Source organism: Streptomyces sp. SAS_272, from assembly GCF_052543235.1.
Map to the genome: position 1 here is coordinate 1 of NZ_JBMNDR010000056.1, position 21124 is coordinate 21124.

Here is a 21124-nt window from a genome sequence, read left to right on the forward strand (position 1 = left end):
GGGCCGGGTGGTCGCCCCCTCGATGTCATTCGTCGGTGGGCGGCGTCAGTGGCCGCCCTGCTCGTCGCGCCGACGCTGCCAGCGCTGCTCGATACGGTCCATCATGGAGCGCTTCTGCCGACCCTCACCGCGACTGCGCGGGGCGCCCGGGGCTCCCGCCGCGGCCTGCTCGCCGGGCTTGGGGGCCTTGCGCCAGCCGGTCACGGCGAGCACCGCGCATCCCAGCATGACGAGGAAGCCCACCACGCTCAGCCAGACCTGCTTGGCGACCATTCCGGCCATGAGGAGCGCGATACCCACGAGGAAGCCAGCGACCGCCTGGTAGACCCGCCGCCGGGTGTACGTACGCAGCCCGCTTCCCTCGAGCGCCGACGCGAACTTGGGATCTTCGGCGTACAGCGCTCGCTCCATCTGCTCGAGCATGCGCTGCTCGTGCTCCGAGAGCGGCACGGAGTCCTCCTCATCGTGCAGTCGCCGGGGCGACCCTGGGGGTCCCTTCAGGATAGGCAGGGAATCGCCCCCGTGAAACCCGCCCCTCTACGCCAATTGGCCAACCGGAGCCCGCCATGGGCGTCCCGGCTCGCTGAGGTGTCCATTCCCCGGCGGCCGACCCGTCATGCCGGGCGGTCTCCCTCGATCATACGGCGCACAAGCCCGGAACGGGGGGCCTGTGGCGTACTCCATGCACAGTCAAGCGCCTGATCAGCGGTACGACCCGGGCGGCACTCAGCTCCCGTCGGTCCCCCGTGTCTCACCGAGCACATGAAGCTGGGTGGCCACGGAGTGGAACGCGGGGAGTTCGGCGGCGGCCTCCTCCAGCTTGAGCAGCGCCTCCAGGGCGCCGGGCTCGGTGTCCACGAGGACGCCGGGCACGAGGTCGGCGAAGACCCGGACGCCGTGCACCGCGCCGACCTGGAGGCCCGCGCCCTCGGCCAGTGCGGTGAGCTGCTCGGCGGTGAAGCGGCGCGGCACGGGGTCGCCCTCGCCCCAGCGGCCGTCCGCGCCGGTGAGCGCCCGGTGGGCCTCGGTGAAGTGGCCGGCGAGGGCGCGTGCGAGCACGGCTCCGCCGAGGCCGGCGGCCAGGAGGCTGACGAGGCCGTCGGAGCGCAGCGCGGCCACCGCGTTGCGGACGCCCTCGGCCGGGTCGTCGACGTACTCCAGCACGCCGTGGCACAGGACGGCGTCGTAACCGCCGCGCTCGACCACGTCGAACAGCCCGTGGGCGTCGCCCTGGACGCCCTTCACGCGGTCGGCGACGCCTGCCTCGGCGGTGCGGCGCTCCAGGGCGAACAGCGCGTTGGGGCTGGGGTCGACGACGGTGACCCGGTGCCCGAGGAGGGCGACGGGCACCGCGAAGTTGCCGCTGCCGCCCCCGGTGTCGAGGACGTCCAGCGACTCGCGGCCGGTCGCCTTGACCCGGCGCTCCAGAGCGTCCTGGAGGACGTCCCAGACCACGGCGGTGCGCAGAGAGGCGCGGGAGCGGGGGTGGGAGGCGGGCGGGCGCATCGGATCCGACACGGCAGTTGACTCCTCGGCGCGGCACCGCCTCTTGCGCGGCGGAGCGAACGGGCTGCCTCCCCGGGGGGCCCGGCCCGCGCCGGTGCGCGGGCGGGTGGAGAGGAGGCTTCAGGCGCCTTCCACCCTATTGCCTCCGCCGCCCTCAGCCGGTGCCGGCGGTACGGGGCTCGGCCGCGACCTCCTGGACCGGGGCGGGCGGCGCCTGCCGCAACCTCCCCGGCCGGCCCGGGGACCGCTTTCGGGGCGGTGCACGGCCGAGTGTCGGTGGTGCCCTGCGCCGACGGGGGCGCCCGGTCGCGGGCGGGCATGTCAGCCGGCGTCCGGCAGGTCGCGCCGGTGTGCGCCCGGGCCGCCCGGGTCGTCCTCCTCGTGGCGCGGCTGGGGCAGGACCGGCTGGAGCACCAGCATGCGCTCGACGAGACGGAGGAACATCGCCACGTCGCGGATCAGGTCGTCGGCGTCCCGGCGGCCGGCCGCGCCCTGGATGCCCGCCTCGGCCCGGGCGCGCCGCCGGGCGCCGGAGGCGAACAGCGCGCTCCACTCGGTGAGTTCGGGCGCTATCTCGGGAAGCACCTCCCAGGCGCTGCGGATGCGGGCGCGGCGGCGGGAGGAGGGTTCGGGGCGGCCGCGGGCGGCGAGCACGGCCGCCGCGGTGCGCAGGGCGGCGAGATGGGCCGTGGCATAGCGGTCGTTGGGGGTCTCGAGGGCGGCCGCCTCTTCCAGGCCCGCGCGGGCCTGGGCGAGCAGGTCGAGGGCGGCGGGCGGGGCTGTGGTGCGGCGGAGCACGGGGTGCACATCGCTCGCCGGGCCGGTCAGTGAGGGGGCAGGGCCGGTGGCGCGGCGCCGGTGTGCGGCGGCTGCGTGGTGGTTGGCCATGACGAACCTCCTGTCGTCAGTGTGACGGCGCGTCCGATACGGGCTGCCGTATGTGCCCATCGTGCGGTATGCCACTGACAATCCGTTCTGACCTGGGACTTTGCCTCGATCGAAAGTTCGGGTTAGTTTTTGCACTGACCAGTCAGTTCAAAAACCACCGGGGGAACCAGTGGACGAAGTCGGTGTCACAGCCGACGGCTTGGGGCTGCGAGGCCCCCGCGGATGGGCGTTCCGAGGCGTGGACGTCGACGCGGAGCCGGGATCGCTGATCGCGATCGAGGGGCCCTCCGGCTCCGGCCGGACGAGCCTGCTGCTCGCCCTCACCGGGCGGATGAAGACCACCGAGGGAACGGCGGCCGTCGGCGCGGCCCGGCTGCCCAGGCAGATGGCCGCCGTACGGCGCGTCAGCGCGCTCGCGCACGTCGCCGGTGTGACGGACCTCGAACCGGCCCTGACGGTCGGCGAGCACCTGCGCGAACGGGCGCTGCTGCAAAGGCGGTTCGACGGCTCCGTACGCGATCTGCTGCGCCCGCGCGCGCAGCGGGAGGCGCGCACGACGTCGCAGATCGACGCCGCCCTCGCGGCCGCCGGGCTCGACCGCGAGGCCCTGCCCAAGGGCGCGCGTACCGCCGTCCGCGATCTGGAACGCATCGAGGCCCTCCGGCTCTCCGTGGCGCTGGCGCTCATCGGGCGTCCGAGGCTGCTCGGCGTCGACGACATCGACCTGAAGCTGACGGACGCCGAGCGGACCGAGGTCTGGACGCTGCTCGGATCGCTCGCCGAGGCGGGGACGACCGTCCTCGCCGTGTGCGGCGGCGAGGCTCCCGCGGACGCCGTCCGGGTCCGCACGGACGCGGACACGGCCGCCGGGGCGCCGGCCGCCGGGGCGCCGGCCGCGCGGGACGGGGTCCGCGCGCCAGACGCACCGGAACCCGCGCCCGGCGGGGCGGGGCAGGACGGCGACGACGCCGTGGACACCGGACAGGGCGCCACCGACGCCCCGACCGACGACGAGAAGGAGGGGGCGCATGCGGACGCCGAGACTGGCCGCGCTTGAACTACGGCGGTTCGGCCGGGGCAGGCTCCCGCGGGCGGCCCTGGTCGCGCTGCTGCTGCTGCCGTTGCTGTACGGAGCGCTGTACCTGTACTCCTTCTGGGACCCGTACGGCAGGCTCGACCGCATCCCCGTGGCGCTGGTGAACGACGACACGGGCGCGAAGGCCGACGGGAAGCGGATCACCGCCGGGGACGACATCACCGCGAAGCTGCGTGACAGCGCGGTCTTCGACTGGCACGAGGTGAGCGCCCAGGAGGCACGCGCGGGCGTGGAGGACGGCAGGTACTACCTGTCGCTGACCATGCCCGCCGACTTCAGCCGCCGGATCGCCTCCAACTCCGGCGACTCCCCCGCGACGAGCGCCCTCCAGGTGCGCACCAACGACGCGAACAACTACATCGTCGGGCAGATCTCCCGGACCGTCTTCAGCGAGGTGCGCACGGCCGCGTCCACGAAGACCTCCCGCTCCTTCCTCGACAAGATCTTCGTGTCCTTCTCCGACATCCACGGCAAGACCCAGGAGGCCGCGGACGGGGCCGACGACCTGACGGGCGGCATCGGAAAGGCCGAGAAGGGCTCCAAGGCCCTCGCCGACGGGCTCGGCGACGCCAAGGACGGCAGCGGCAAGCTGGCCGAGGGGCTGACGAAGCTCGACGAGCGCGCCGACGCCCTCGAGGACGGCTCGCAGAAGGTCGCGGACGGCACCCAGGCGCTCGCCGACAAGGTCAACGGCTTCTCCGGCGCGGTGGGGCCCTTCCTCCAGGACAACGAGAAGTCCATCGGCGACACCGCCCAGCTGGTCGCCGACTCCGCCGAGCTGATCGACGGCGATCTGGCGGCCCTGGTGAAGGCGGCGCCACCCGCCGCCAAGGCCGCCCACACGGCCTCCGACGCCCTCGCCGCCATCCACAAGGCACGCTGCGAGACGCCCGTGCTGCCCGACCCCGCCTGCGCCGAGCTGGCGAAGGCCAAGGACTCGGCGGCCGACGTCGCGACGGTCGCCGACGACGTCAACACCCTGATCGCGGACCAGGACGGCGACCTGAAGACGCTCCGCACGAACCTGGGCGCCCTGCGGAAGCAGGCGCAGTCGCTCGCCGACGACGCCCCGCATCTCTCCGAGGACCTCACCGACGCCGTGACCAAGGTCAACGCGCTGAACACGGGCGCCTCGAAGGTGGCCAACGGCGTCAAGAAGCTGAACGGCGGGCTCGGCACCGCCAAGACGGGCTCCGTGAACCTGGACGCGGGCGTCGGCAAGCTGGAGACCGGCGCCGCGAACCTCGACGGCGGCATGTTCAAGCTCTCGGACGGCTCCGGCAAGCTCGCCGACGGCCTGCACGACGGCGTCCGGCGGATCCCCGACTACGCCGAGCCGCAGCGCGACGCGCGCACCGCCGTCATGGCCGACCCCGTCCGGCTCGTCTCCCAGGACCTGCACAAGGCGCCCAACTACGGCACCGGATTCGCCCCGTACTTCATCCCGCTGTCGCTGTGGGTGGGGGCGATGGTGGCGTACATGCTGATCGCCCCGATGAACCGGCGTGCGCTGGCCGCCGACGCCCCGGCGTGGCGGATCGCGCTGGCGGGCTGGCTCCCGGTGGCGGCGATCGGCGTGCTGCAGACCACGGCGCTGATGGCCGTGCTGCACTGGTGGGTCGGTCTCCAGATGGTGCGGGCGGCGGGCACGGTGGGCTTCCTGTTCCTGACGTCGGCGTGCTTCGCGGCGCTCGTGCAGTGGCTCAACGCGCGCTTCGGCGCGGCCGGCCGCATCCTCGTCCTCGCCCTGCTGATGCTGCAGCTGACGTCTGCGGGCGGCACCTATCCCGTGCAGACCAGCCCCGGCTTCTTCAACGCCGTCCACCCCTACCTGCCGATGAGTCACGTGGTCGACGCGCTGCGCCGGCTCATCACGGGCGGCGGCCTGGCACCGGTGTGGCACGCGTGCGTGGTGCTCGTCGCCTTCACCGCGGGAGCCCTGGCGCTGACCGCCCTGTCGGCACGCCGTCGGCAGGTGTGGACGCCGGCCCGGCTGCACCCGGAGCTGACCCTGTGAGGATCCGTCGTCCGAACGGCCGAGTTCCTGTGACAATCGGGACCATGGAAAGCAGCACCACCCCGGGCGGCCGCACCCGCCGCGAGACCACCCGGCAGAAGCTCTACGAGGCGGCCGTCACCCTCATCGCCGAGCAGGGCTTCTCCGCGACCACCGTCGACGAGATCGCCGAACGGGCCGGAGTCGCCAAGGGCACGGTCTACTACAACTTCGCGAGCAAGTCGGTCCTGTTCGAGGAGTTGCTGCGGCACGGCGTGGGCCTGCTCACCGCCTCGCTGCGCGAGGCCGCCGAGCGCACGGCCCGGGAGGGCGGCGGCAAGGTCGACGCGCTGGACGCGATGATCCGCGCGGGCCTCGTGTTCATCGACCGCTACCCGTCCTTCACCCAGCTCTACGTGGCGGAGCTGTGGCGCACCAACCGGGCCTGGCAGTCCACCCTCATGGTGGTCCGGCAGGAGGCGGTGGCCGTCGTCGAGGAAGTGCTGCGCGAGGGCGTGGCCAACGGCGAGTTCAGCGACGAGATCGACGTGCAGCTGACGGCGGCCGCGCTGGTCGGCATGGTCCTGGTGGCCGCCCTCGACTGGCAGGCCTTCCAGCCGGAGCGGTCACTGGACGACGTCCATTCCGCGCTCTCCCGGCTGTTGCAGGGACGGGTCAGCGGGCGCCGCTAGCCGAACGGCACACACGCGGGCCGAGGCGAACCCCCACGCGCGCGTGCTGCGGTGCCGTCTACGCGCGGGCACACGAAAGCGCCGGTCCGCGGCGGCCACGTCCCCCGTGAGCCGCCGCGGACCGGCGCTTCCTCGTGCTCCCCCGTTCCCCTTTCTTCTCCCCCGTGTCCCCCGTTGCCCCCCGGTTTCGGTCGTCCCCCTAGGGGTCCCCCGTGCCTCGCTCCCGCCGAACCCGTCGGCGGAAGGAGCGGATCGAGGGCCGCTCCGTTCCGGCGCCCCGTGTCGCCGGTGCCGGAGCCGCCCCTCTCTCCGTGTCTCCACTCTCCCGTCCTCGCAGGTCGACGCCCATCCGTGCACATACTCAACTCACCCCCTAGGTACGCGTACTCAGGCCCGCGCGCTCATCCCCAGGACGCCGTGCGGCCGACTGGTTACGATCGCCTCCGTGTCCGTACTCCCCCTCGTCTTCACCAGCGGCTGGGCCAGCGGCATCAACGCCTACGCGGTGGTGCTGCTCCTCGGCGTGTTCGGCGCCACCGGCCTGAGCGACGACGTCCCCGGAACGCTCCAGCGCCCCGAGGTGCTCATCGCCGCGGGCGTCCTGTTCCTGTGCGAGGCGGTCGCCGACAAGATCCCGTACGTGGACTCGGCGTGGGACGCGGTGCACACCGTCGTCCGGCCGGCGGCGGGAGCCTGGGTGGGCGCGGTGCTCGCCGGGCAGAGCGGCTCGCTCTCCGACGCGGCGGCCGGCCTGATCGGCGGTTCGACCGCGCTGGCCAGCCACGCCGTCAAGGCAGGCACCCGGATGGCGGTGAACTCCTCGCCGGAGCCGTTCAGCAACGTGATCGTGAGCCTGGCCGAGGACCTCGGCGTCGCCGGGATCGTGACGTTCGCGATCTTCCATCCGGTGGCCGCCTCGGCCGTCGCGGCGACGCTGCTGGTGGCCGGTCTGACGGTGCTGTTCTTCCTCGTCTCCCGCATCCGGCGGTTCCTGCGGCGCAGGGCGCAGCGGCGGGAGGAACGCCGGCTCACCCGGCTCCCGTGGCCGCCGCCGGGCTGACGGAGTGAGTGTCAGGGGCGGCCGATAAGGTCGCGAGCATGGCAGGGATTGCGGTGATCGGCGCCGGCATGGGCGCGCTGGCGGCGGCCGCCCGGCTGGCCGTGGCGGGCCACCGGGTGACAGTGTACGAGCGGACGGACACGTACGGCGGAGCGGTGCGCCGCTTCGAACGGGACGGGTTCGGCTTCGACACCGGTCCCGGGCTGCTTCCGCTCCCGGCCGTCTGGCGCGACCTGTTCGTCAAGACCGGCAAGGAGCCCCTGGAGGAGTGCATCGAGCTGGTCCAGGTCGACCCGTCGGCCCGGCACGTCTTCGCCGACGGCGCCGAGGCGGCCCTGCCGAACGCCTCGCGCGCGGGGGTCGTCTCCGCGCTGGACGAGGCACTGGGCGCGCAGGCCGGGCAGCGCTGGGGCGACTTCCTGGTGCGGGCCCGCGAAGCCTGGGACCGCACCCGCCGCCCGCTCCTGGAGGAGCCCCTGTGGCCGAACTGGTCGGTGCTGGCCGACCGCGAGCCCTACCCGGCCGTGCCGCACCGGCGTCTGCTGCGCACCCGGCGCGCCGGCACCCTCGCCGAGGTGGGCGCCTGGGAGCTGCGCGACCCCCGGCTCGCCGCGCTCCTGGAGTCCCACGCGCTCGCCTACGGTCTCGACCCGAGGGTCGCTCCGGCGAGCGCGGCCGTCCTGCCGTACATGGAGCACGCCTTCGGCACGTGGTACGTGCGCGGGGGGATGCGGGAGCTGGCCCGCGCGGTGTACGAGCGGTGCCTGGCCCGCCGGGTCGGGTTCGTCTTCGACGCCGAGGTGACACGCGTGCTCGAGAAGGACGGCCGGGCGGCGGGCGTGGAGCTGGCCGACGGCCGCGTGGCGGACGCGGACTTCGTGATCGCCCCGGGCAGTTTCGCGGGCCTGCCCGTCCGGGGCGAGGGCGAGGTCGTCCCCCAGCGTTCCCTGCCGAGCCGGCTGACCGTGCTGTTGGCGCTGCGCGGCCCCCGTCCGCAGGACGCCACGCATCGCACGGTGGTGCACACGCAGGACCGTGAGGGCGAGCTGGCGAGCCTCTTCGGCGCCGTGCCGTCGGCGCCCGCGCTGCCTACGGTGACGGTCCTGCGGCCGGACGACGCCCGGCTGGTCCCGGACGGCGACCACGAGGCGGTCACGATCGCTGCCGTGGTCCCGGCCGGACCGGAGCTGCCCGCCGGGCAGACGGAGCTCCGGGCGGACGCTCTGGTCGCCGCCGCCGAGCGGGCCGTGCCGGGCCTGCGTGACCGTGTCCTGTGGCGGGAGGTGCGCACCTCGGCGGACATCGCGCGGGAGACCGGTGCGGCGGGCGGGGCCGTTCCGGCGCCGGCGTTGGCGGCGGCCGGGGGACGGATGCTGCATCCCGCCAACTCCACCGGACTGCAGGGCCTGTTCGCCGTCGGCGGCTGGTCGCATCCGGGCGGCGGGCTGCCGCACGCGGGGATGTCGGGCGCGCTGGTGTCCGGTCTGATCGTGGAGGGGCCCCGGTTCCGGGGCTCGCAGTGAGCGCCCGGGGCGCGCGGTGGGCGAGCGCGGCTCAGAAGCCGGGACACGCGGCCCGGCGCTGAGCGACGGCTACGGGCAGTGGGGGAACCGGGCCCGCACTGACCGTCGGCCGGGGCACGCGGTGGGTGAACGCGGCCGTCAGAACCGATACTGCTCGTCGTAGCCGGTTCCCTGACCGGGCCCCTGCTGCTGTCCGTCGCCCTGGTAGGGGTACTGCTGCTCGGCCGGGAAGTCGCCGCCCAGCGGATCGTCGGTGTTGCGCTGCTGCGGGACCCAGACGCCGCCGGCCGGGGTCTCGCCGTAGCCGCCGCCCGTGCCGTACTGGTCCTGGCCGTAGCCCTGCTGCCCGTACTGCTGCTGCCCGTAGGCGGGGTCGTAGGAGCCTCCGCCGTAGGTCTGGGTGCCGATGTAGGGGTCGGAGTAGGCCGCGTACTGCTGCTCGCCGGTGGCGTCGTAGCCGTAGTGCTGCTGGTAACCGGAGTAGCCGTCGTAGCCGTAGTTCTGGTCGGCGCCCTGGGCGGCCGTGGCGTACTGGTCCTGCTGCTGCCCCTGCTGCCCCTGCTGCTGCCCCTGGCCGGTCGATGCCGCGTACGCGGCATCGCTGTATATGCCGTAGGAGCCGGTGTCGTCGGGCATGGGCTGCGGCTCGTAGACGGAAGCCGTCGCGGGGTCGGCGGTGCGGGCGGCGGGGGTGAAGACGTCGTCGCGGTCGAAGTCGTCGTCGTAGGCGTCCCTGTCGCCGATCGCGCGGCCGTCCCGGACGGAGTCCACGCCGCCGGCGTCGTACGGCGCACCGGCGTCGAAGCCCGCCTCGGCGGCCTGCAGACCGGAGACCTCGAGACTCGGGTCCTGGCGTTCGGCCTTGCCGCGGCGGCGTTTGGCGACCACGCCGCCCTCATCGTCCTCCGCGTCGGCGCGCCGGAAGGCCCAGCCCTCGGCGAAGCCGCGCCGGAAGGACAGCGTGACGTAGGTCTGGCCGACCGCGAAGGCGGCCGCGCCCAGGGCGATGACGACGACCGACGGGATCAGGACACCGAGGACCACGCCGAGGAAGCCCACGAAGGCCAGCAGCCGCCAGCGCAGCCGCGCCTTGTACTGCAGCAGCACCTCACCCAGCAGCCACAGCGCGACGATGCCGAACGCGATGTAGAGGACCGTCCAGCCCATGTACGCCCCTCTCCCAGTGGCCGCTACGCAGTGTGTCGTAAATCGGTGCGACCGGTCTAGGCCTGCGGCGGATGGTGCAGGCCCAGGTTCTCGTAGATTTCCAGCGTCGCCGTGGAGCTGTTGAGCGTGATGAAGTGCAGTCCGGGCACTCCCTCGGCCAGCAGCCGTGCGCAGAACTCCGTGGCGAAGTCGATGCCAATGGAGCGTACAGCGGACGGATCGTCTTTGGCTGTGAGGATCCGCTCTTTCAGGGCGGCCGGGAACTGGGCGTTGCTGAGCTGGGGCAGGCGTTCCAGCATCTTCACACTCGTCACCGGAAGCACCTCGGGGATGACCGGAGTCACACAGCCGGCCGCCTCGACCCGGTCGCGCAGCCGCAGATAGGAGTCGGGCTCGAAGAACATCTGCGTGATGGCGTAGTCGGCGCCGGCCCGGCACTTGTCGACGAAGTGCGCGACGTCCTTCTCCCAGGCGTCGGAGCGCGGGTGCATCTCGGGGAACGCGGCGACGCCCACGCAGAAGTCGCCCGACTCCTTGATGAGCTGGACGAGTTCGGCGGCGTACGTCAGACCCTGCGGATGCGGCACCCAGGCGCCCATCGGGTCGCCGGGCGGATCGCCGCGCACGGCGAGCATGTTGCGGATCCCGGCGTCGGCGTACTGGCCGATGATGTTGCGCAGCTCGGCGACGGAGTGGTCCACGGCGGTGAGGTGCGCGACCGGCGTCAGGGTCGTGTCGACGACGATCTGCTGGGTCTCACGGACCGTGGTCGCCCGGGTGGAGCCGCCGGCGCCGTACGTCACCGAGACGAAGTCGGGCGCGACCGCCTCGACCCTGCGCAGCGCGTTCCACAGGCTCCGCTCACCCTTCGGCGTCTTCGGCGCGTAGAACTCGAACGAGTACGTCGTCTTGCCGGTCGCCAGGATGTCGCGCACGGTGCGCGCGCGGTCCGTCCTGGTGGATGCGGTTCCTAGGGCCATACCCGCAGGTTAGTCAGGGGTGGGCGGTCCCCCAACCGGATGCGGGATATTTGCCCGAATTGCCGACTTGTTGTCCATCCCTTGGACAGTCGTACGGGAGACGACCGTATGAGCCGGTGCCGGGCCGTCCGCACGGGCCGACGGGCCGCCCACCGCGCCCTACGCCTCGCTCAGCCGCTTCGCGAACTCGGCCGCCGCGGCGCCCGGGTCCGTCGCCTCGGTGATCGCCCGGACGACCACCACCCGGCGGGCGCCCCCCGCCAGCACCTCGTCGAGGTTGTCGAGGTCGACGCCGCCGATGGCGAACCACGGCCGGTCGGTGCCGAGGCCGGCGGTGTGCCGGACCAGGTCGAGGCCGGGGGCGTGCCGGCCGGGCTTGGTGGGGGTGGGCCAGCACGGGCCGGTGCAGAAATAGTCGACGCCCTCCTGGACCGCGGCGGCCTCGGCCTCGGCAGCCGCGTGCGTGGAGCGGCCGACCAGGACGTCGCCGCCGAGGATCGCGCGGGCCGCGGGGACCGGGAGGTCGCCCTGGCCGAGGTGGAGGACATCGGCCCGCGCGGCGTGCGCCACGTCCGCGCGGTCGTTGACCGCGAGCAGTTTGCCGTGCCGGGCGCAGGCGTCGGCGAACACCTTCAGGTGCTCCAGCTCCTCGGCCGCCTCCATGCCCTTGTCGCGCAGCTGGACGATGTCGACGCCGGCCGCGAGGACGGCGTCGAGGAACTCCGCGAGGTCACCCTGCCGGGTGCGGGCGTCCGTGCACAGGTACAGCCGGGCCGCTGCCAGGCGGGTGCGGGCGGTGTCGGGCATACGAGGTCCCCCAGGGTGGTGGTGTACGGGGGCCGGGTGCACCCCCGTACACCGGGTGTCGGTGCGGATCCGCGGGTCAGACGGCGAGCGCCTGGGCGCGGCGCTTCACCTCCGTGCCGCGATTCTCGCTCAGGGCCTGCGCGGGCGTACCGGGCAGGCTCGGGTCGGGGGTGAAGAGCCACTCGAGCATCTCTTCGTCCTTGAAGCCGTCGTCCCGCAGCAGCGTCAAGGTCCCGACCAGGCCCTTCACCACCTTGTCCCCGTCGATGAAAGCGGCGGGGACGTGCAGCGCACGGTTCTCGCCCCGGCGGACGGCAATGAGCTGGCCGTCCTTGATCAGCTGCCGTACGCGGATCACGTCGACATCGAGCATCTCCGCGATGTCGGGCACGGTGAGCCACGCGGGGACGAGAGCATCGGTCTTTGCGTCAATCTCGGTCACGGGAACAAGCCTGCCATCTGCCACCGACAGTCGGAAGCCGGGCCGGTCCGACCAGGGGGCGGGAGTCAGGCGGTGGCCGCCTTCAGCGGCCGGGCCGGGTCCACGAGGAGCCGCGGGTTCATCGGCGTGCCGGCCTCGATCAGCCGCTTGCCCTGAGCGAGATCGCGCGGCCGCCCCACGGCCAGCAGGGCGACCAGGCGGCCCTCGTGCAGCCAGCAGACGGTCCAGGCCGGCCCCGAAGGCTCGCCGCGCCACAGCAGGGCGTCGGCGTCGGCGTGGTGACCGGCGTACTGGACGAAGCGGCCGAACTGCTCGGACCAGAAGTACGGGACCGGGTCGTAGGCGACCTGGGGCTCGCCGGTGGCCGCGCCGAGGATGTTCGCCGCGACCGTGCGCGGCCCCTGGAGGGCGTTGTCCCAGTGGTGGACGAGAAGCCGCTCGCCGTACCTGCGCGAGGGGAAGGAGGCGCAGTCGCCGACCGCGTACACGTCCGGCAGGCTCGTGCGCAGGCCCGAGTCCGCCACGACCTCGTGGTGCGCGCCCAGCTCCACGCCGGAGCCGGTGAGCCAGGCGGTCGCGGGGCGGGCGCCGATGCCGACCACGACGGCGCCGGCGGGCAGCCGCGAGCCGTCGTCCAGCACGACGGCGCCGGGCTCCAGGTGCGCCACGCGCGCGTGGGTGCGCAGATCGGCGCCGCTGTCGGCGTACCAGTCGGCCATCGGGGCGGCGACCTCGGGCGGCAGCGCCCCGGCCAGCGGACGGTCGGCGGCCTCGACGACGGTGACCGCGCAGCCGGCTTCGCGCGCGGCCGTCGTGAACTCCGCGCCGATCCAGCCGGCGCCGACGACCACGATCTCGTGCTGCCGGGCGAGGACGGGCCGCAGGCGCTCGGCGTCGTCCAGGGTGCGCAGCAGGTGCACGCCGGGCACGCCCTCGGAGCCGGGCAGCCGGACGGGCTCGGCCCCGGTGGCGAGGACGAGCACGTCGTAGGGGACGGGCCCGCGTTCGGTGTCCAGCTCATGGTCGGCGGACCGCAGGCCGAGGACCTCTCGCCCGAGCTCCAGCCGGATGCCGAGGGCCTCGAAGTCGACGTCGAAGGCGGAGTTCTCGGCCTTGCCGAGCAGGACGGCCTTGGACAGCGGGGGGCGGTCGTAGGGCTGGTGGGGTTCCGCGCCGATCAGGGTGACGGCTCCGTCGAACCCCTGCTCGCGCAGGGCGACCGCGGTCTGGACCCCGGCCATGCCCGCACCGGCGACGACCACGCGCCGCGCTCCGGACCGGCCCTCTTCCTGCCTCTGCTCGCTCACCCGATCACCATAGACACCTGACGTTTTGTCAGTCAGCCGCCCTGCTCGGTGACCTGTTCCACACCGCGCGGGGCGTCCTGTGCACCGCGCGGGGATTCCGCCCCTTCGTCCGGGATCCCGTCCGGGATCTCGTCCGGGATCTCGTCGGGGATCTCGTCGGGGGCTTCGTCGGGGATCTCCTGCGGGATCTGCTCCACGACGCTGGTGCCGTGTCCGGGCTGCGACTCCCATTCCCATGTCTCGTCGAGGCGCAGCCGGCCGTCGGGCGACTCCCGGACCGTCGACACGCAGTGCCCCGAGGAGGTCGTCCCGTCCTGCCGCAGCTGGACGTACCGGAAGTCGAGCCGGTCCCCCTCGCGGGTGCCCACCAGGTGCCCGCGCACGACGTCGCCGCCCGCGTACTCGGCCCAGACCACCCCGTCCCGCTCGTGGTAGGCGAAGCGGGTGCGCAGGCCGACCTGCCCGGGGGCCTGGTCGGCCACGGGGGCGAGGACGAGGCCGTCGAGCGAGCGTGCCATGGGCCGGGGGCTCCCTTACTGAGGCGTGTCACGTCGGGCTAGGGTGGCCAACGTAGAGCACTCGCGGGAGCCCGGACGCACCGGGCTGAGAGGGAGGCTGGCGGCCTCCGACCGTACGAACCTGATCCGGGTCATGCCGGCGAAGGGAGGGGCTGGACGCCCATGTCGTCTCCACGCACGTCAGACGTCCTCGTCATCGGGGGCGGGATCATCGGGCTGGTCACCGCCTGGCGGGCCGCGCAGCGCGGCCTCACGACGGCGGTGGTGGACCCGGAGCCGGGCGGCGGAGCCGCCCAGGTGGCCGCCGGAATGCTGGCCGCCGTCACGGAACTGCACTACGGCGAGCAGACCCTGCTCGGTCTCAACCTCGCGTCGGCCCGCCGCTATCCGGACTTCGCGGCCGAGCTGACGGAGCTGACCGGGCTCGACGTCGGCTACCGGCGCTGCGGCACGCTCGCGGTCGCGCTGGACTCCGACGACCGCACCCATCTGCGCGAACTGCACGCCCTGCAGCGGCAGTCGGGGCTGGAGTCGGAGTGGCTGTCCGGGCGGGAGTGCCGGCGTCTGGAGCCGATGCTCGCGCCGGGGGTCCGCGGCGGACTGCGGGCCGACGGCGACCACCAGGTCGATCCGCGGCGGCTGGCCGGGGCCCTGACGGCCGCCTGCGAGCGGGCGGGCGTCGTCCTGCACCGCACGTGGGCGGAGCGGCTGACGGTCGTCGGCGACCGGGCGACGGGGGCCGTCCTGCGGGACGGCACGACGGCGGCGGCGGGACAGGTGGTGCTCGCCGGCGGCAGTCTGAGCGGACGGCTCGCGGGCGTCCCGGCGGACGTGCTGCCCGCCGTACGGCCCGTCAAGGGGCAGGTGCTGCGGCTGGCCGTGCCGGCGCGGTGCGCGCCGTTCCTGAACCGGACCGTGCGGGCCGTGGTCCGCGGCAGCCAGGTCTACCTGGTCCCCCGGGAGAACGGCGAACTGGTGGTGGGCGCGACCAGCGAGGAGCTCGGCTGGGACACCACCGTGACGGCGGGGGGCGTGTACGAGCTGCTGCGCGACGCCCACGAGCTGGTCCCGGGCATCACCGAGCTGCCGCTCACCGAGACGCGCGCGGGACTGCGTCCGGGGTCCCCGGACAACGCGCCGCTGCTCGGGCCGACGGAGCTGCCCGGGCTGCTGCTGGCCACCGGGCACTACCGCAACGGCGTTCTGCTGACGCCGGTGACCGGTGACGCGATGGCGCAGGTCCTGGCCACCGGAGAGCTGCCGGACGAGGCCCGGCCCTTCACCCCGCGGCGTTTCGGCGCCGCCGCACTCATGGAGCAGCCCGCGTGAACGCCCGACTGAACGTCTCGGTCAACGGGGAGCGGCGGGAGTTCGCTCCCGGCACCGCTCTCGACAGCGTCGTACGGTCCCTGACGCCCGCGGCCTCAGGGGTGGCGGCCGCGCTCAACGAGACCGTGGTGCCGCGCGCGCAGTGGCCGTCCACGGCGCTGTCCGACGGGGACCGCGTGGAAGTCCTCACCGCAGTCCAGGGAGGCTGAGCCATGGCCGACGACGACCTCGTCCTCGGGGGGACGTCCTACTCCTCCCGGTTGATCATGGGCACCGGTGGTGCGCCCAGCCTGGAGGTCCTGGAGCGGGCCCTGGTCGCCTCGGGCACCGAGCTGACGACCGTCGCGATGCGCCGGGTGGACCCGTCGGTGCACGGGTCCGTGCTGTCGGTGCTGCAGCGGCTCGGCATCCGGGTGCTGCCGAACACGGCGGGGTGCTTCACGGCCGGCGAGGCCGTGCTGACGGCACGGCTGGCCAGGGAGGCGCTGGGGACCGACCTGATCAAGCTGGAGGTCATCGCCGACGAGCGGACGCTGCTGCCTGACCCGGTCGAGCTGCTGGACGCGGCGGAGACGCTGGTGGACGAGGGGTTCACCGTGCTGCCCTACACGAACGACGATCCGGTCCTGGCCCGGAAGCTGGAGGACGCCGGCTGCGCCGCGGTGATGCCGCTGGGGTCGCCGATCGGGTCCGGCCTCGGTATCCGCAACCCGCACAACTTCCAGCTGATCGTCGAGCACGCGCGCGTGCCGGTGATCCTGGACGCGGGGGCGGGCACGGCGTCGGACGCGGCGCTGGCGATGGAGCTGGGGTGTGCGGGGGTGATGCTGGCGTCGGCCGTGACGCGTGCTCGGGATCCCGAGCGGATGGCGTACGCCATGCGGGCCGGCGTCGAGGCGGGCAGGTCGGCCCGGCTGGCGGGCCGGATCCCCCGCCGCTACTTCGCCGAGGCGTCGTCCCCCGCCGAGGGCCTGGCCTCGCTGGACCCGGAACGCCCCGCTTTCTGACGGCGGCCGGCCGCCGGACGGCAGGCGGCCGGGAGACGGCCGGGAGGCGGACGTCGACGGCGCGGGACCCGCACGGACCATGAGCGCGCCCGGCCCGGACGCTACCCGCGGGTTCGCGTCACAGCTCGGCTGCAGTCGCGCTGCGATCCCGGTGTGATCGGCGGGGTGTCGGTGACGGCTCGTACACTCACCTGCGTGGACACGACCCTTCAGGACCCTCTGGTCGGGCAGGTGCTCGACGGCCGGTATCGCGTGGAGGCGCGGATCGCGGTCGGCGGGATGGCCACGGTCTACCGGGCCGTGGACACCCGCCTCGACCGCGTGCTCGCGCTCAAGGTGATGCATCCGGCGCTCGCCGCCGACGCGGCGTTCGTCGAGCGGTTCATCCGGGAGGCGAAATCCGTCGCCCGCCTGGCCCATCCGAACGTCGTGCAGGTCTTCGACCAGGGCGCCGACAGGTCGTACGTCTACCTCGCCATGGAGTACATCGCCGGCTGCACCCTGCGGGACGTGCTGCGCGACCGCGGGGCCCTGCAGCCGAGGGCCGCACTCGACATCCTGGAGCCGGTCCTCGCCGCGCTGGGCGCCGCGCACCGAGCCGGGTTCGTGCACCGGGACATGAAGCCCGAGAACGTGCTGATCGGGGACGACGGCCGGGTCAAGGTCGCCGACTTCGGCCTGGTGCGCTCGGTGGACACCGTCACCAGCACCACCGGGGCGGTGCTCGGCACCGTGTCCTACCTCGCCCCCGAGCAGATCGACCAGCCGGGCGTCGCCGATCCCCGCGTCGACGTGTACGCGTGCGGCGTCGTGCTCTACGAGATGCTCACCGGCGACAAACCGCATGAGGGGGACTCCCCCGCGATCGTGCTCTACAAGCACCTCCACGAGGACGTCCCGGCGCCCTCGGCGCTCGTCCCCGGGCTGCCGTTCGAGCTGGACGAACTCGTGGCGTCGGCCACCGCGCGCACGCCCGGCGTCCGGCCGCACGACGCCGTCGCGCTGCTCGGACAGGTCCGGGAGGCGCGCGCCCCGCTCACCGAGGAGCAGCTGGACGCGCTGCCGCCGCAGGCCCTCTCCGGTGAGCACGACAACGCCGAGGACCGCACGAGCGTGATCCCCCGCTCGCTCACGGTCCCCCGCCCGCTGCCCGTCAACGAGGACGAGCCCGCCGACGACGCGGCCGCGCTCCACCGGACCTCCCGGTTCCAGAGCCCGCCTCCGCTGCCGCCGCGGCGCCGTTCCGTGCGGCCCGGGCGCGGAGTGATCGCGCTCGTCACCGTCGTCCTGCTGGTGCTCGGCGTGGGCGCGGGCGTCTGGTACATCAACTCCGGCCAGTTCACCAAGGTCCCCTCGGTGCTGACGCAGAAGGAGGCCGACGCCCGCAGGCGTCTGGAGGCGGCGGGGCTGGAGGTCGGCAAGGTCCGGCACACGTACAGCGACACGGCCGAGCGGGGCACGGTCACGCAGACGGACCCCGGGCCCGGCGCCCGGATCCGGAAGAACGACTCGGTGGCGCTCACCGTCTCCGACGGCCCCGAGATCGTGAAGGTGCCGGACGTGCAGGGCTCGGCGCTGAAGAAGGCCGAGGAGCTGCTGAAGAAGGACGGCCTGGAACCGGGTCTGGTCACCGAGGAGTTCAGCGACAAGATCGCCCTGGGCGCGGTGATCAGCACCGATCCGGAGGCGGGAGCGCAGCGCCGCGCGGGCACCGCGATCTCGCTCGTCGTCAGCAAGGGCAGCCCGGTCGACGTCCCCGACGTCTCCGGCGAGGACCTGGACGACGCCAGGGCCGAGCTGGAGGAGGCCGGACTGACGGTGAAGGTCGCCTCCGAGCAGGTCAACTCCGAGGTCGACAAGGGCAAGGTCGCCGCCCAGACCCCCAAGGCGGACAGCCGGGTCGCCGAGGGCGACACCGTGACGCTGACGCTGTCCAAGGGCCCGGAGATGGTCGAGGTGCCGAACGTGGTCGGCGCGAGCGTGGACGACGCCAAGTCGCTCCTGGAGCAGTCCGGGTTCAAGGTCGACGAGGACCGCGGCCTGCTCGGCCTGTTCGGGGACACCGTGAAGAAGCAGTCCGTGGACGCCGGGAAGTCGGCTCCCAAGGGGTCGACGATCACGATCACCATCCGGTGACGGACGGGGCGGGCGGGCATGACACCCTGACCGGGTGAGTGCTCGTCCCCCCTTCCCCTCCCGCAATCCCGTCGGCGGCCATGTGCCCGTGGCCGGCGGTCTGCACCGCGTGGGCATGTCGTACGCGCACGACCTCGAGGCCGAGACGGTCCAGGTGTTCGTGGCCAACCCGCGCGGCTGGGCGACGCCGGCGGGCGATCCACGGCAGGACGAGGCCTTCCGGGAGGCCTGCGAGGCGCGGTCGGTCCCGGCGTATGTGCACGCCCCGTACCTGATCAACTTCGGCTCGCACACCGAGGCGACGGCCGAGCGGTCGGTGGAGTCGATGCGGCACTCGCTGCGTCGGGGGCGGGAGATCGGCGCGCTGGGCGTGGTCGTGCACACCGGGAGCGCGACGGGCGGACGGCACCGGTCGGTGGCGCTGAAGCAGGTGCGCGAGTACCTGCTGCCGGTGCTGGACGAGCTGACCCACGACGACGACCCGTTCCTGCTGCTGGAGTCCACCGCCGGGCAGGGCTCCTCGCTCTGCTCCCGGACCTGGGACTTCGGGCCGTACTTCGAGGCGCTGGACTCCCACCCCAGGCTGGGCGTCTGTCTCGACACCTGCCACATCTTCGCGGCCGGTCACGACCTGGCCGGCCCGTCCGGCATGCACCGGACCCTCGACCTGCTGGTGGAAACGGTCGGCGAGGGCCGGCTGAAGCTGATCCACGCCAACGACTCCAAGGACGTGGCCGGCGCCCACAAGGACCGGCACGAGAACATCGGCGCGGGTCACATCGGCGAGGACCCCTTCCGGGACCTGATGACCCACCCGGCGACGGCGGGCGTGCCGCTGATCATCGAGACGCCAGGCGGCCGGGAGGGCCACGCGGCGGACGTGCAGCGGCTGAAGAAACTGCGGGACGGCTGAGGGTGCGAGACCCGGGAGCCGGTCAGAGTTCGGGGCCGTCCCCGGGCTCCTCCTGGTAGGAGTAGCGCTGCTCGCTCCAGGGGTCGCCGATGTTGTGGTAGCCGCGCTCCTCCCAGAAGCCTCGGCGGTCGGCGGTCATGTACTCGATGCCGCGGACCCATTTGGGGCCCTTCCAGGCGTAGAGGTGCGGGACGACCAGACGCAGCGGAAAGCCGTGCTCGGCCGTGAGCAGCTCGCCGTCCTTGTGGGTGGCGAAGATCGTGCGCTCGGCGGCGAAGTCGGACAGCCGCAGGTTGGAGCTGAAGCCGTACTCGGCCCACACCATCACATGGGTGACGCCGGCGGCGGGCGGCGCGATGTCCAGGATCGTGCGGGCCGGGATGCCGCCCCACTCGGCGCCGAGCATGCTGAACTTCGTCACGCAGTGCAGGTCGGCCAGCACGGAGGCGTACGGAAGGGCGGTGATCTCGTCGTGGTTCCAGCAGCGTTTCCCGCCGTCGGCGGTGGCGCCGAAGACCCGGAACTCCCAGCGCTCGGGGCGGAACTTGGGGACCGGGCCGTAGTGGGTGACGGGCCAGCCGCGCTGCAGTCGCTGTCCCGGCGGAAGCTCGGACACCGCCTCTTCTCCAGATTCGCGCTCCACCGGATGACCCATGACTCCATCCTGACAGACCCCGGACGATGCACATGACCAGCCATGACCGGGCATATCCCGAATCGGGCAAGTGATACTAAGCATGCACTAACTTACTAAGTGCGCACTTACTGGACGATCTTCGATGCCGGTGAAATCATGCGGCGGAACCTCCCGAATTTCTCCGACGTGGAAGGAGCCTCTGCGATGCAGGGCGACCCCGAGGTCATCGAATTCCTCAACGAGCAGCTCACCGGCGAACTCACCGCCATCAACCAGTACTTCCTCCACGCCAAGATGCAGGAGAACTTCGGCTGGACGAAGCTCGCGAAATACACGCGGCACGAGTCCTTCGACGAGATGAAGCACGCCGAGGTGCTCACCGACCGGATTCTCTTCCTGGACGGGCTGCCGAATTACCAGCGGCTGTTCCATGTGCGCGTCGGTCAGACGGTCAAGGAGATGTTCGAGGCCGACCGGCTGATCGAGGTGGAGGCGATCGACCGGCTGAAGCGCGGCATCAAGGTGATGCGCGAGAAGGGCGACATCACGTCCGCGAACATCTTCGAGTCGATCCTCGAGGACGAGGAACACCACATCGACTATCTGGACACCCAGCTGGAGCTGGTGGAGAAGCTCGGCGAGGCGCTCTACATCGCCCAGCTGATCGAGCAGCCGGAGAGCTGAGCCGGAGGGCCCGGGCCGGACCGCGGCCCGATCGGCGGTGCTAGGCCGCTTCGTCGAGTGCGGCGAGGACCGATGCCTTCTGCTCGGCGAGGACCGGCGCCTTCTGGTCGGCGAGCCCGGTCGTGCCCGGGCGCGGGTAGGCGCCCCGGCCCAGGATGGACTGGATCCGGCGTACGCAGGAGCCGCAGTCCGTGCCCGCCTTGCAGGCGGAGGCTATCTGGCGCGGTGTGCAGGCGCCGTCGTCCGCGTGCTGTTTGACCTGGGCCTCGGTCACCCCGAAGCAGCTGCAGACGTACACGCGGTTCACCTCCTCGCCGGTCCCTGAGTCGCGCCTGACCGGATCCCGGAGTTCCCCTGGCCGGTGAGGCTAACCTAACCTTACCCGGCGTCGCGTGACGGGAAAAGCGGAGTGGGGGGGGGGGGGGGGGGGGGGGGG

At 73.0% G+C, this 21124-nt stretch carries 21 protein-coding genes, 1 pseudogene and 1 riboswitch; of the genes and pseudogenes, 11 read left to right on the plus strand and 11 right to left on the minus strand.

The annotated features are described in order from the left end of the window. Window positions 1–45: 45 nt before the first annotated feature. From ACN6LD_RS27545 to ACN6LD_RS27555, 3 genes are all read right to left on the minus strand, one after another. Window positions 46–450 carry a DUF3040 domain-containing protein gene (locus ACN6LD_RS27545; protein WP_319196779.1) on the minus strand — a complete coding sequence of 135 codons (405 nt, stop codon included), beginning with the start codon at window positions 448–450 and terminating at the stop codon, window positions 46–48. A gap of 276 nt (window positions 451–726) precedes the next feature. Continuing rightward, window positions 727–1518: a class I SAM-dependent methyltransferase gene (locus ACN6LD_RS27550; RefSeq protein ID WP_445044611.1), complete on the minus strand. Its 792-nt coding sequence runs from the start codon at window positions 1516–1518 to the stop codon at window positions 727–729. Between the two features lie 309 nt (window positions 1519–1827). Continuing rightward, a complete protein-coding gene (locus ACN6LD_RS27555) occupies window positions 1828–2394 on the minus strand; it encodes an SAV_6107 family HEPN domain-containing protein (RefSeq protein WP_319197829.1) in 567 nt (188 codons plus the stop codon). A gap of 169 nt (window positions 2395–2563) precedes the next feature. Between ACN6LD_RS27555 and ACN6LD_RS27560 the strand changes: the two genes are divergently transcribed. The 5 genes from ACN6LD_RS27560 (at window position 2564) to ACN6LD_RS27580 (ending at window position 8761) form a co-directional block, all read left to right on the plus strand. Then, window positions 2564–3451 (plus strand): ATP-binding cassette domain-containing protein, encoded by an 888-nt coding sequence (locus ACN6LD_RS27560; RefSeq protein ID WP_445044612.1) that lies wholly within the window; start codon window positions 2564–2566, stop codon window positions 3449–3451. Continuing rightward, entirely contained in the window at window positions 3423–5507 is a 2085-nt protein-coding gene (locus tag ACN6LD_RS27565) for a YhgE/Pip family protein (RefSeq protein ID WP_445044613.1), read from the plus strand. The genes ACN6LD_RS27560 and ACN6LD_RS27565 overlap by 29 nt, the downstream gene beginning before the upstream one ends. A 44-nt stretch (window positions 5508–5551) precedes the next feature. Continuing rightward, entirely contained in the window at window positions 5552–6178 is a 627-nt protein-coding gene (locus ACN6LD_RS27570) for a TetR/AcrR family transcriptional regulator (RefSeq protein WP_319197826.1), read from the plus strand. A gap of 445 nt (window positions 6179–6623) precedes the next feature. Continuing rightward, window positions 6624–7238: a DUF4126 domain-containing protein gene (locus ACN6LD_RS27575; RefSeq protein ID WP_445044614.1), complete on the plus strand. Its 615-nt coding sequence runs from the start codon at window positions 6624–6626 to the stop codon at window positions 7236–7238. A gap of 38 nt (window positions 7239–7276) precedes the next feature. Then, window positions 7277–8761: a phytoene desaturase family protein gene (locus ACN6LD_RS27580; RefSeq protein WP_445044615.1), complete on the plus strand. Its 1485-nt coding sequence runs from the start codon at window positions 7277–7279 to the stop codon at window positions 8759–8761. Window positions 8762–8899: 138 nt separating this feature from the next. On the opposite strand, the gene ACN6LD_RS27585 is transcribed toward ACN6LD_RS27580, so the two are convergent. From ACN6LD_RS27585 to ACN6LD_RS27610, 6 genes and pseudogenes are all read right to left on the minus strand, one after another. Further along, entirely contained in the window at window positions 8900–9928 is a 1029-nt protein-coding gene (locus tag ACN6LD_RS27585; protein WP_445044616.1) for an SCO2102 family sporulation regulator, read from the minus strand. A 56-nt stretch (window positions 9929–9984) separates the two neighbouring features. Further along, window positions 9985–10908, minus strand: coding sequence for a methylenetetrahydrofolate reductase [NAD(P)H] (gene metF / locus ACN6LD_RS27590; RefSeq protein WP_319187736.1), 924 nt, complete (start codon window positions 10906–10908; stop codon window positions 9985–9987). Between the two features lie 159 nt (window positions 10909–11067). Then, window positions 11068–11715, minus strand: coding sequence for a thiamine phosphate synthase (gene thiE / locus ACN6LD_RS27595; protein WP_445044617.1), 648 nt, complete (start codon window positions 11713–11715; stop codon window positions 11068–11070). A 76-nt stretch (window positions 11716–11791) separates the two neighbouring features. After that, a complete protein-coding gene (locus ACN6LD_RS27600; RefSeq protein ID WP_057580009.1) occupies window positions 11792–12157 on the minus strand; it encodes an Rv2175c family DNA-binding protein in 366 nt (121 codons plus the stop codon). A 65-nt stretch (window positions 12158–12222) separates the two neighbouring features. After that, complete coding sequence (locus ACN6LD_RS27605; RefSeq protein WP_445044618.1) at window positions 12223–13464, minus strand: NAD(P)/FAD-dependent oxidoreductase; 1242 nt, start codon at window positions 13462–13464, stop codon at window positions 12223–12225. A gap of 185 nt (window positions 13465–13649) precedes the next feature. Then, a pseudogene (locus tag ACN6LD_RS27610) lies at window positions 13650–13982 on the minus strand (hypothetical protein); the annotation flags it as partial. 53 nt (window positions 13983–14035) lie between these two features. Continuing rightward, window positions 14036–14147: riboswitch (TPP riboswitch) on the plus strand. Here ACN6LD_RS27610 and thiO point away from each other — a divergent pair. The 5 genes from thiO (at window position 14145) to ACN6LD_RS27635 (ending at window position 19367) form a co-directional block, all read left to right on the plus strand. Beyond that, on the plus strand, window positions 14145–15311 hold the full coding sequence (gene thiO / locus ACN6LD_RS27615; RefSeq protein ID WP_445044619.1) for a glycine oxidase ThiO: 1167 nt from the start codon (window positions 14145–14147) through the stop codon (window positions 15309–15311). Its footprint overlaps the riboswitch before it by 3 nt. Window positions 15312–15319: 8 nt before the next feature. Beyond that, window positions 15320–15520 carry a sulfur carrier protein ThiS gene (thiS, locus tag ACN6LD_RS27620; protein WP_266727567.1) on the plus strand — a complete coding sequence of 67 codons (201 nt, stop codon included), beginning with the start codon at window positions 15320–15322 and terminating at the stop codon, window positions 15518–15520. 3 nt (window positions 15521–15523) lie between these two features. Beyond that, window positions 15524–16318: a thiazole synthase gene (locus ACN6LD_RS27625; protein ID WP_445044620.1), complete on the plus strand. Its 795-nt coding sequence runs from the start codon at window positions 15524–15526 to the stop codon at window positions 16316–16318. A 195-nt stretch (window positions 16319–16513) separates the two neighbouring features. Further along, window positions 16514–18454: a Stk1 family PASTA domain-containing Ser/Thr kinase gene (gene pknB / locus ACN6LD_RS27630; RefSeq protein ID WP_445044621.1), complete on the plus strand. Its 1941-nt coding sequence runs from the start codon at window positions 16514–16516 to the stop codon at window positions 18452–18454. A 34-nt stretch (window positions 18455–18488) separates the two neighbouring features. Then, on the plus strand, window positions 18489–19367 hold the full coding sequence (locus ACN6LD_RS27635; protein WP_445044622.1) for a deoxyribonuclease IV: 879 nt from the start codon (window positions 18489–18491) through the stop codon (window positions 19365–19367). A 22-nt stretch (window positions 19368–19389) separates the two neighbouring features. Here the strand turns inward: ACN6LD_RS27635 and ACN6LD_RS27640 are convergent, their stop codons facing one another. Beyond that, window positions 19390–20022 carry a sulfite oxidase-like oxidoreductase gene (locus ACN6LD_RS27640; protein WP_319187747.1) on the minus strand — a complete coding sequence of 211 codons (633 nt, stop codon included), beginning with the start codon at window positions 20020–20022 and terminating at the stop codon, window positions 19390–19392. Window positions 20023–20208: 186 nt separating this feature from the next. Here ACN6LD_RS27640 and bfr point away from each other — a divergent pair, with 186 nt between their 5' ends. Continuing rightward, the gene (gene bfr, locus ACN6LD_RS27645) at window positions 20209–20688 is read left to right on the plus strand and encodes a bacterioferritin (RefSeq protein ID WP_107444433.1); all 480 of its coding nucleotides are present in this window, start codon (window positions 20209–20211) and stop codon (window positions 20686–20688) included. 40 nt (window positions 20689–20728) lie between these two features. Here the strand turns inward: bfr and ACN6LD_RS27650 are convergent, their stop codons facing one another. Beyond that, window positions 20729–20995 (minus strand): (2Fe-2S)-binding protein, encoded by a 267-nt coding sequence (locus ACN6LD_RS27650; protein WP_445044623.1) that lies wholly within the window; start codon window positions 20993–20995, stop codon window positions 20729–20731. Window positions 20996–21124: the final 129 nt, after the last annotated feature.

Coding starts and splice junctions, on each gene's coding strand:
- metF (WP_319187736.1), bottom strand. CDS start 10,908: ATGGCCCTAGGAACCGCATCCACCAGGACGGACCGCGCGCGCACCGTG.
- ACN6LD_RS27570 (WP_319197826.1), top strand. CDS start 5,552: ATGGAAAGCAGCACCACCCCGGGCGGCCGCACCCGCCGCGAGACCACC.
- ACN6LD_RS27625 (WP_445044620.1), top strand. CDS start 15,524: ATGGCCGACGACGACCTCGTCCTCGGGGGGACGTCCTACTCCTCCCGG.
- ACN6LD_RS27555 (WP_319197829.1), bottom strand. CDS start 2,394: ATGGCCAACCACCACGCAGCCGCCGCACACCGGCGCCGCGCCACCGGC.
- thiE (WP_445044617.1), bottom strand. CDS start 11,715: ATGCCCGACACCGCCCGCACCCGCCTGGCAGCGGCCCGGCTGTACCTG.
- thiO (WP_445044619.1), top strand. CDS start 14,145: ATGTCGTCTCCACGCACGTCAGACGTCCTCGTCATCGGGGGCGGGATC.
- ACN6LD_RS27585 (WP_445044616.1), bottom strand. CDS start 9,928: ATGGGCTGGACGGTCCTCTACATCGCGTTCGGCATCGTCGCGCTGTGG.
- ACN6LD_RS27565 (WP_445044613.1), top strand. CDS start 3,423: ATGCGGACGCCGAGACTGGCCGCGCTTGAACTACGGCGGTTCGGCCGG.
- bfr (WP_107444433.1), top strand. CDS start 20,209: ATGCAGGGCGACCCCGAGGTCATCGAATTCCTCAACGAGCAGCTCACC.
- ACN6LD_RS27580 (WP_445044615.1), top strand. CDS start 7,277: ATGGCAGGGATTGCGGTGATCGGCGCCGGCATGGGCGCGCTGGCGGCG.
- ACN6LD_RS27640 (WP_319187747.1), bottom strand. CDS start 20,022: ATGGGTCATCCGGTGGAGCGCGAATCTGGAGAAGAGGCGGTGTCCGAG.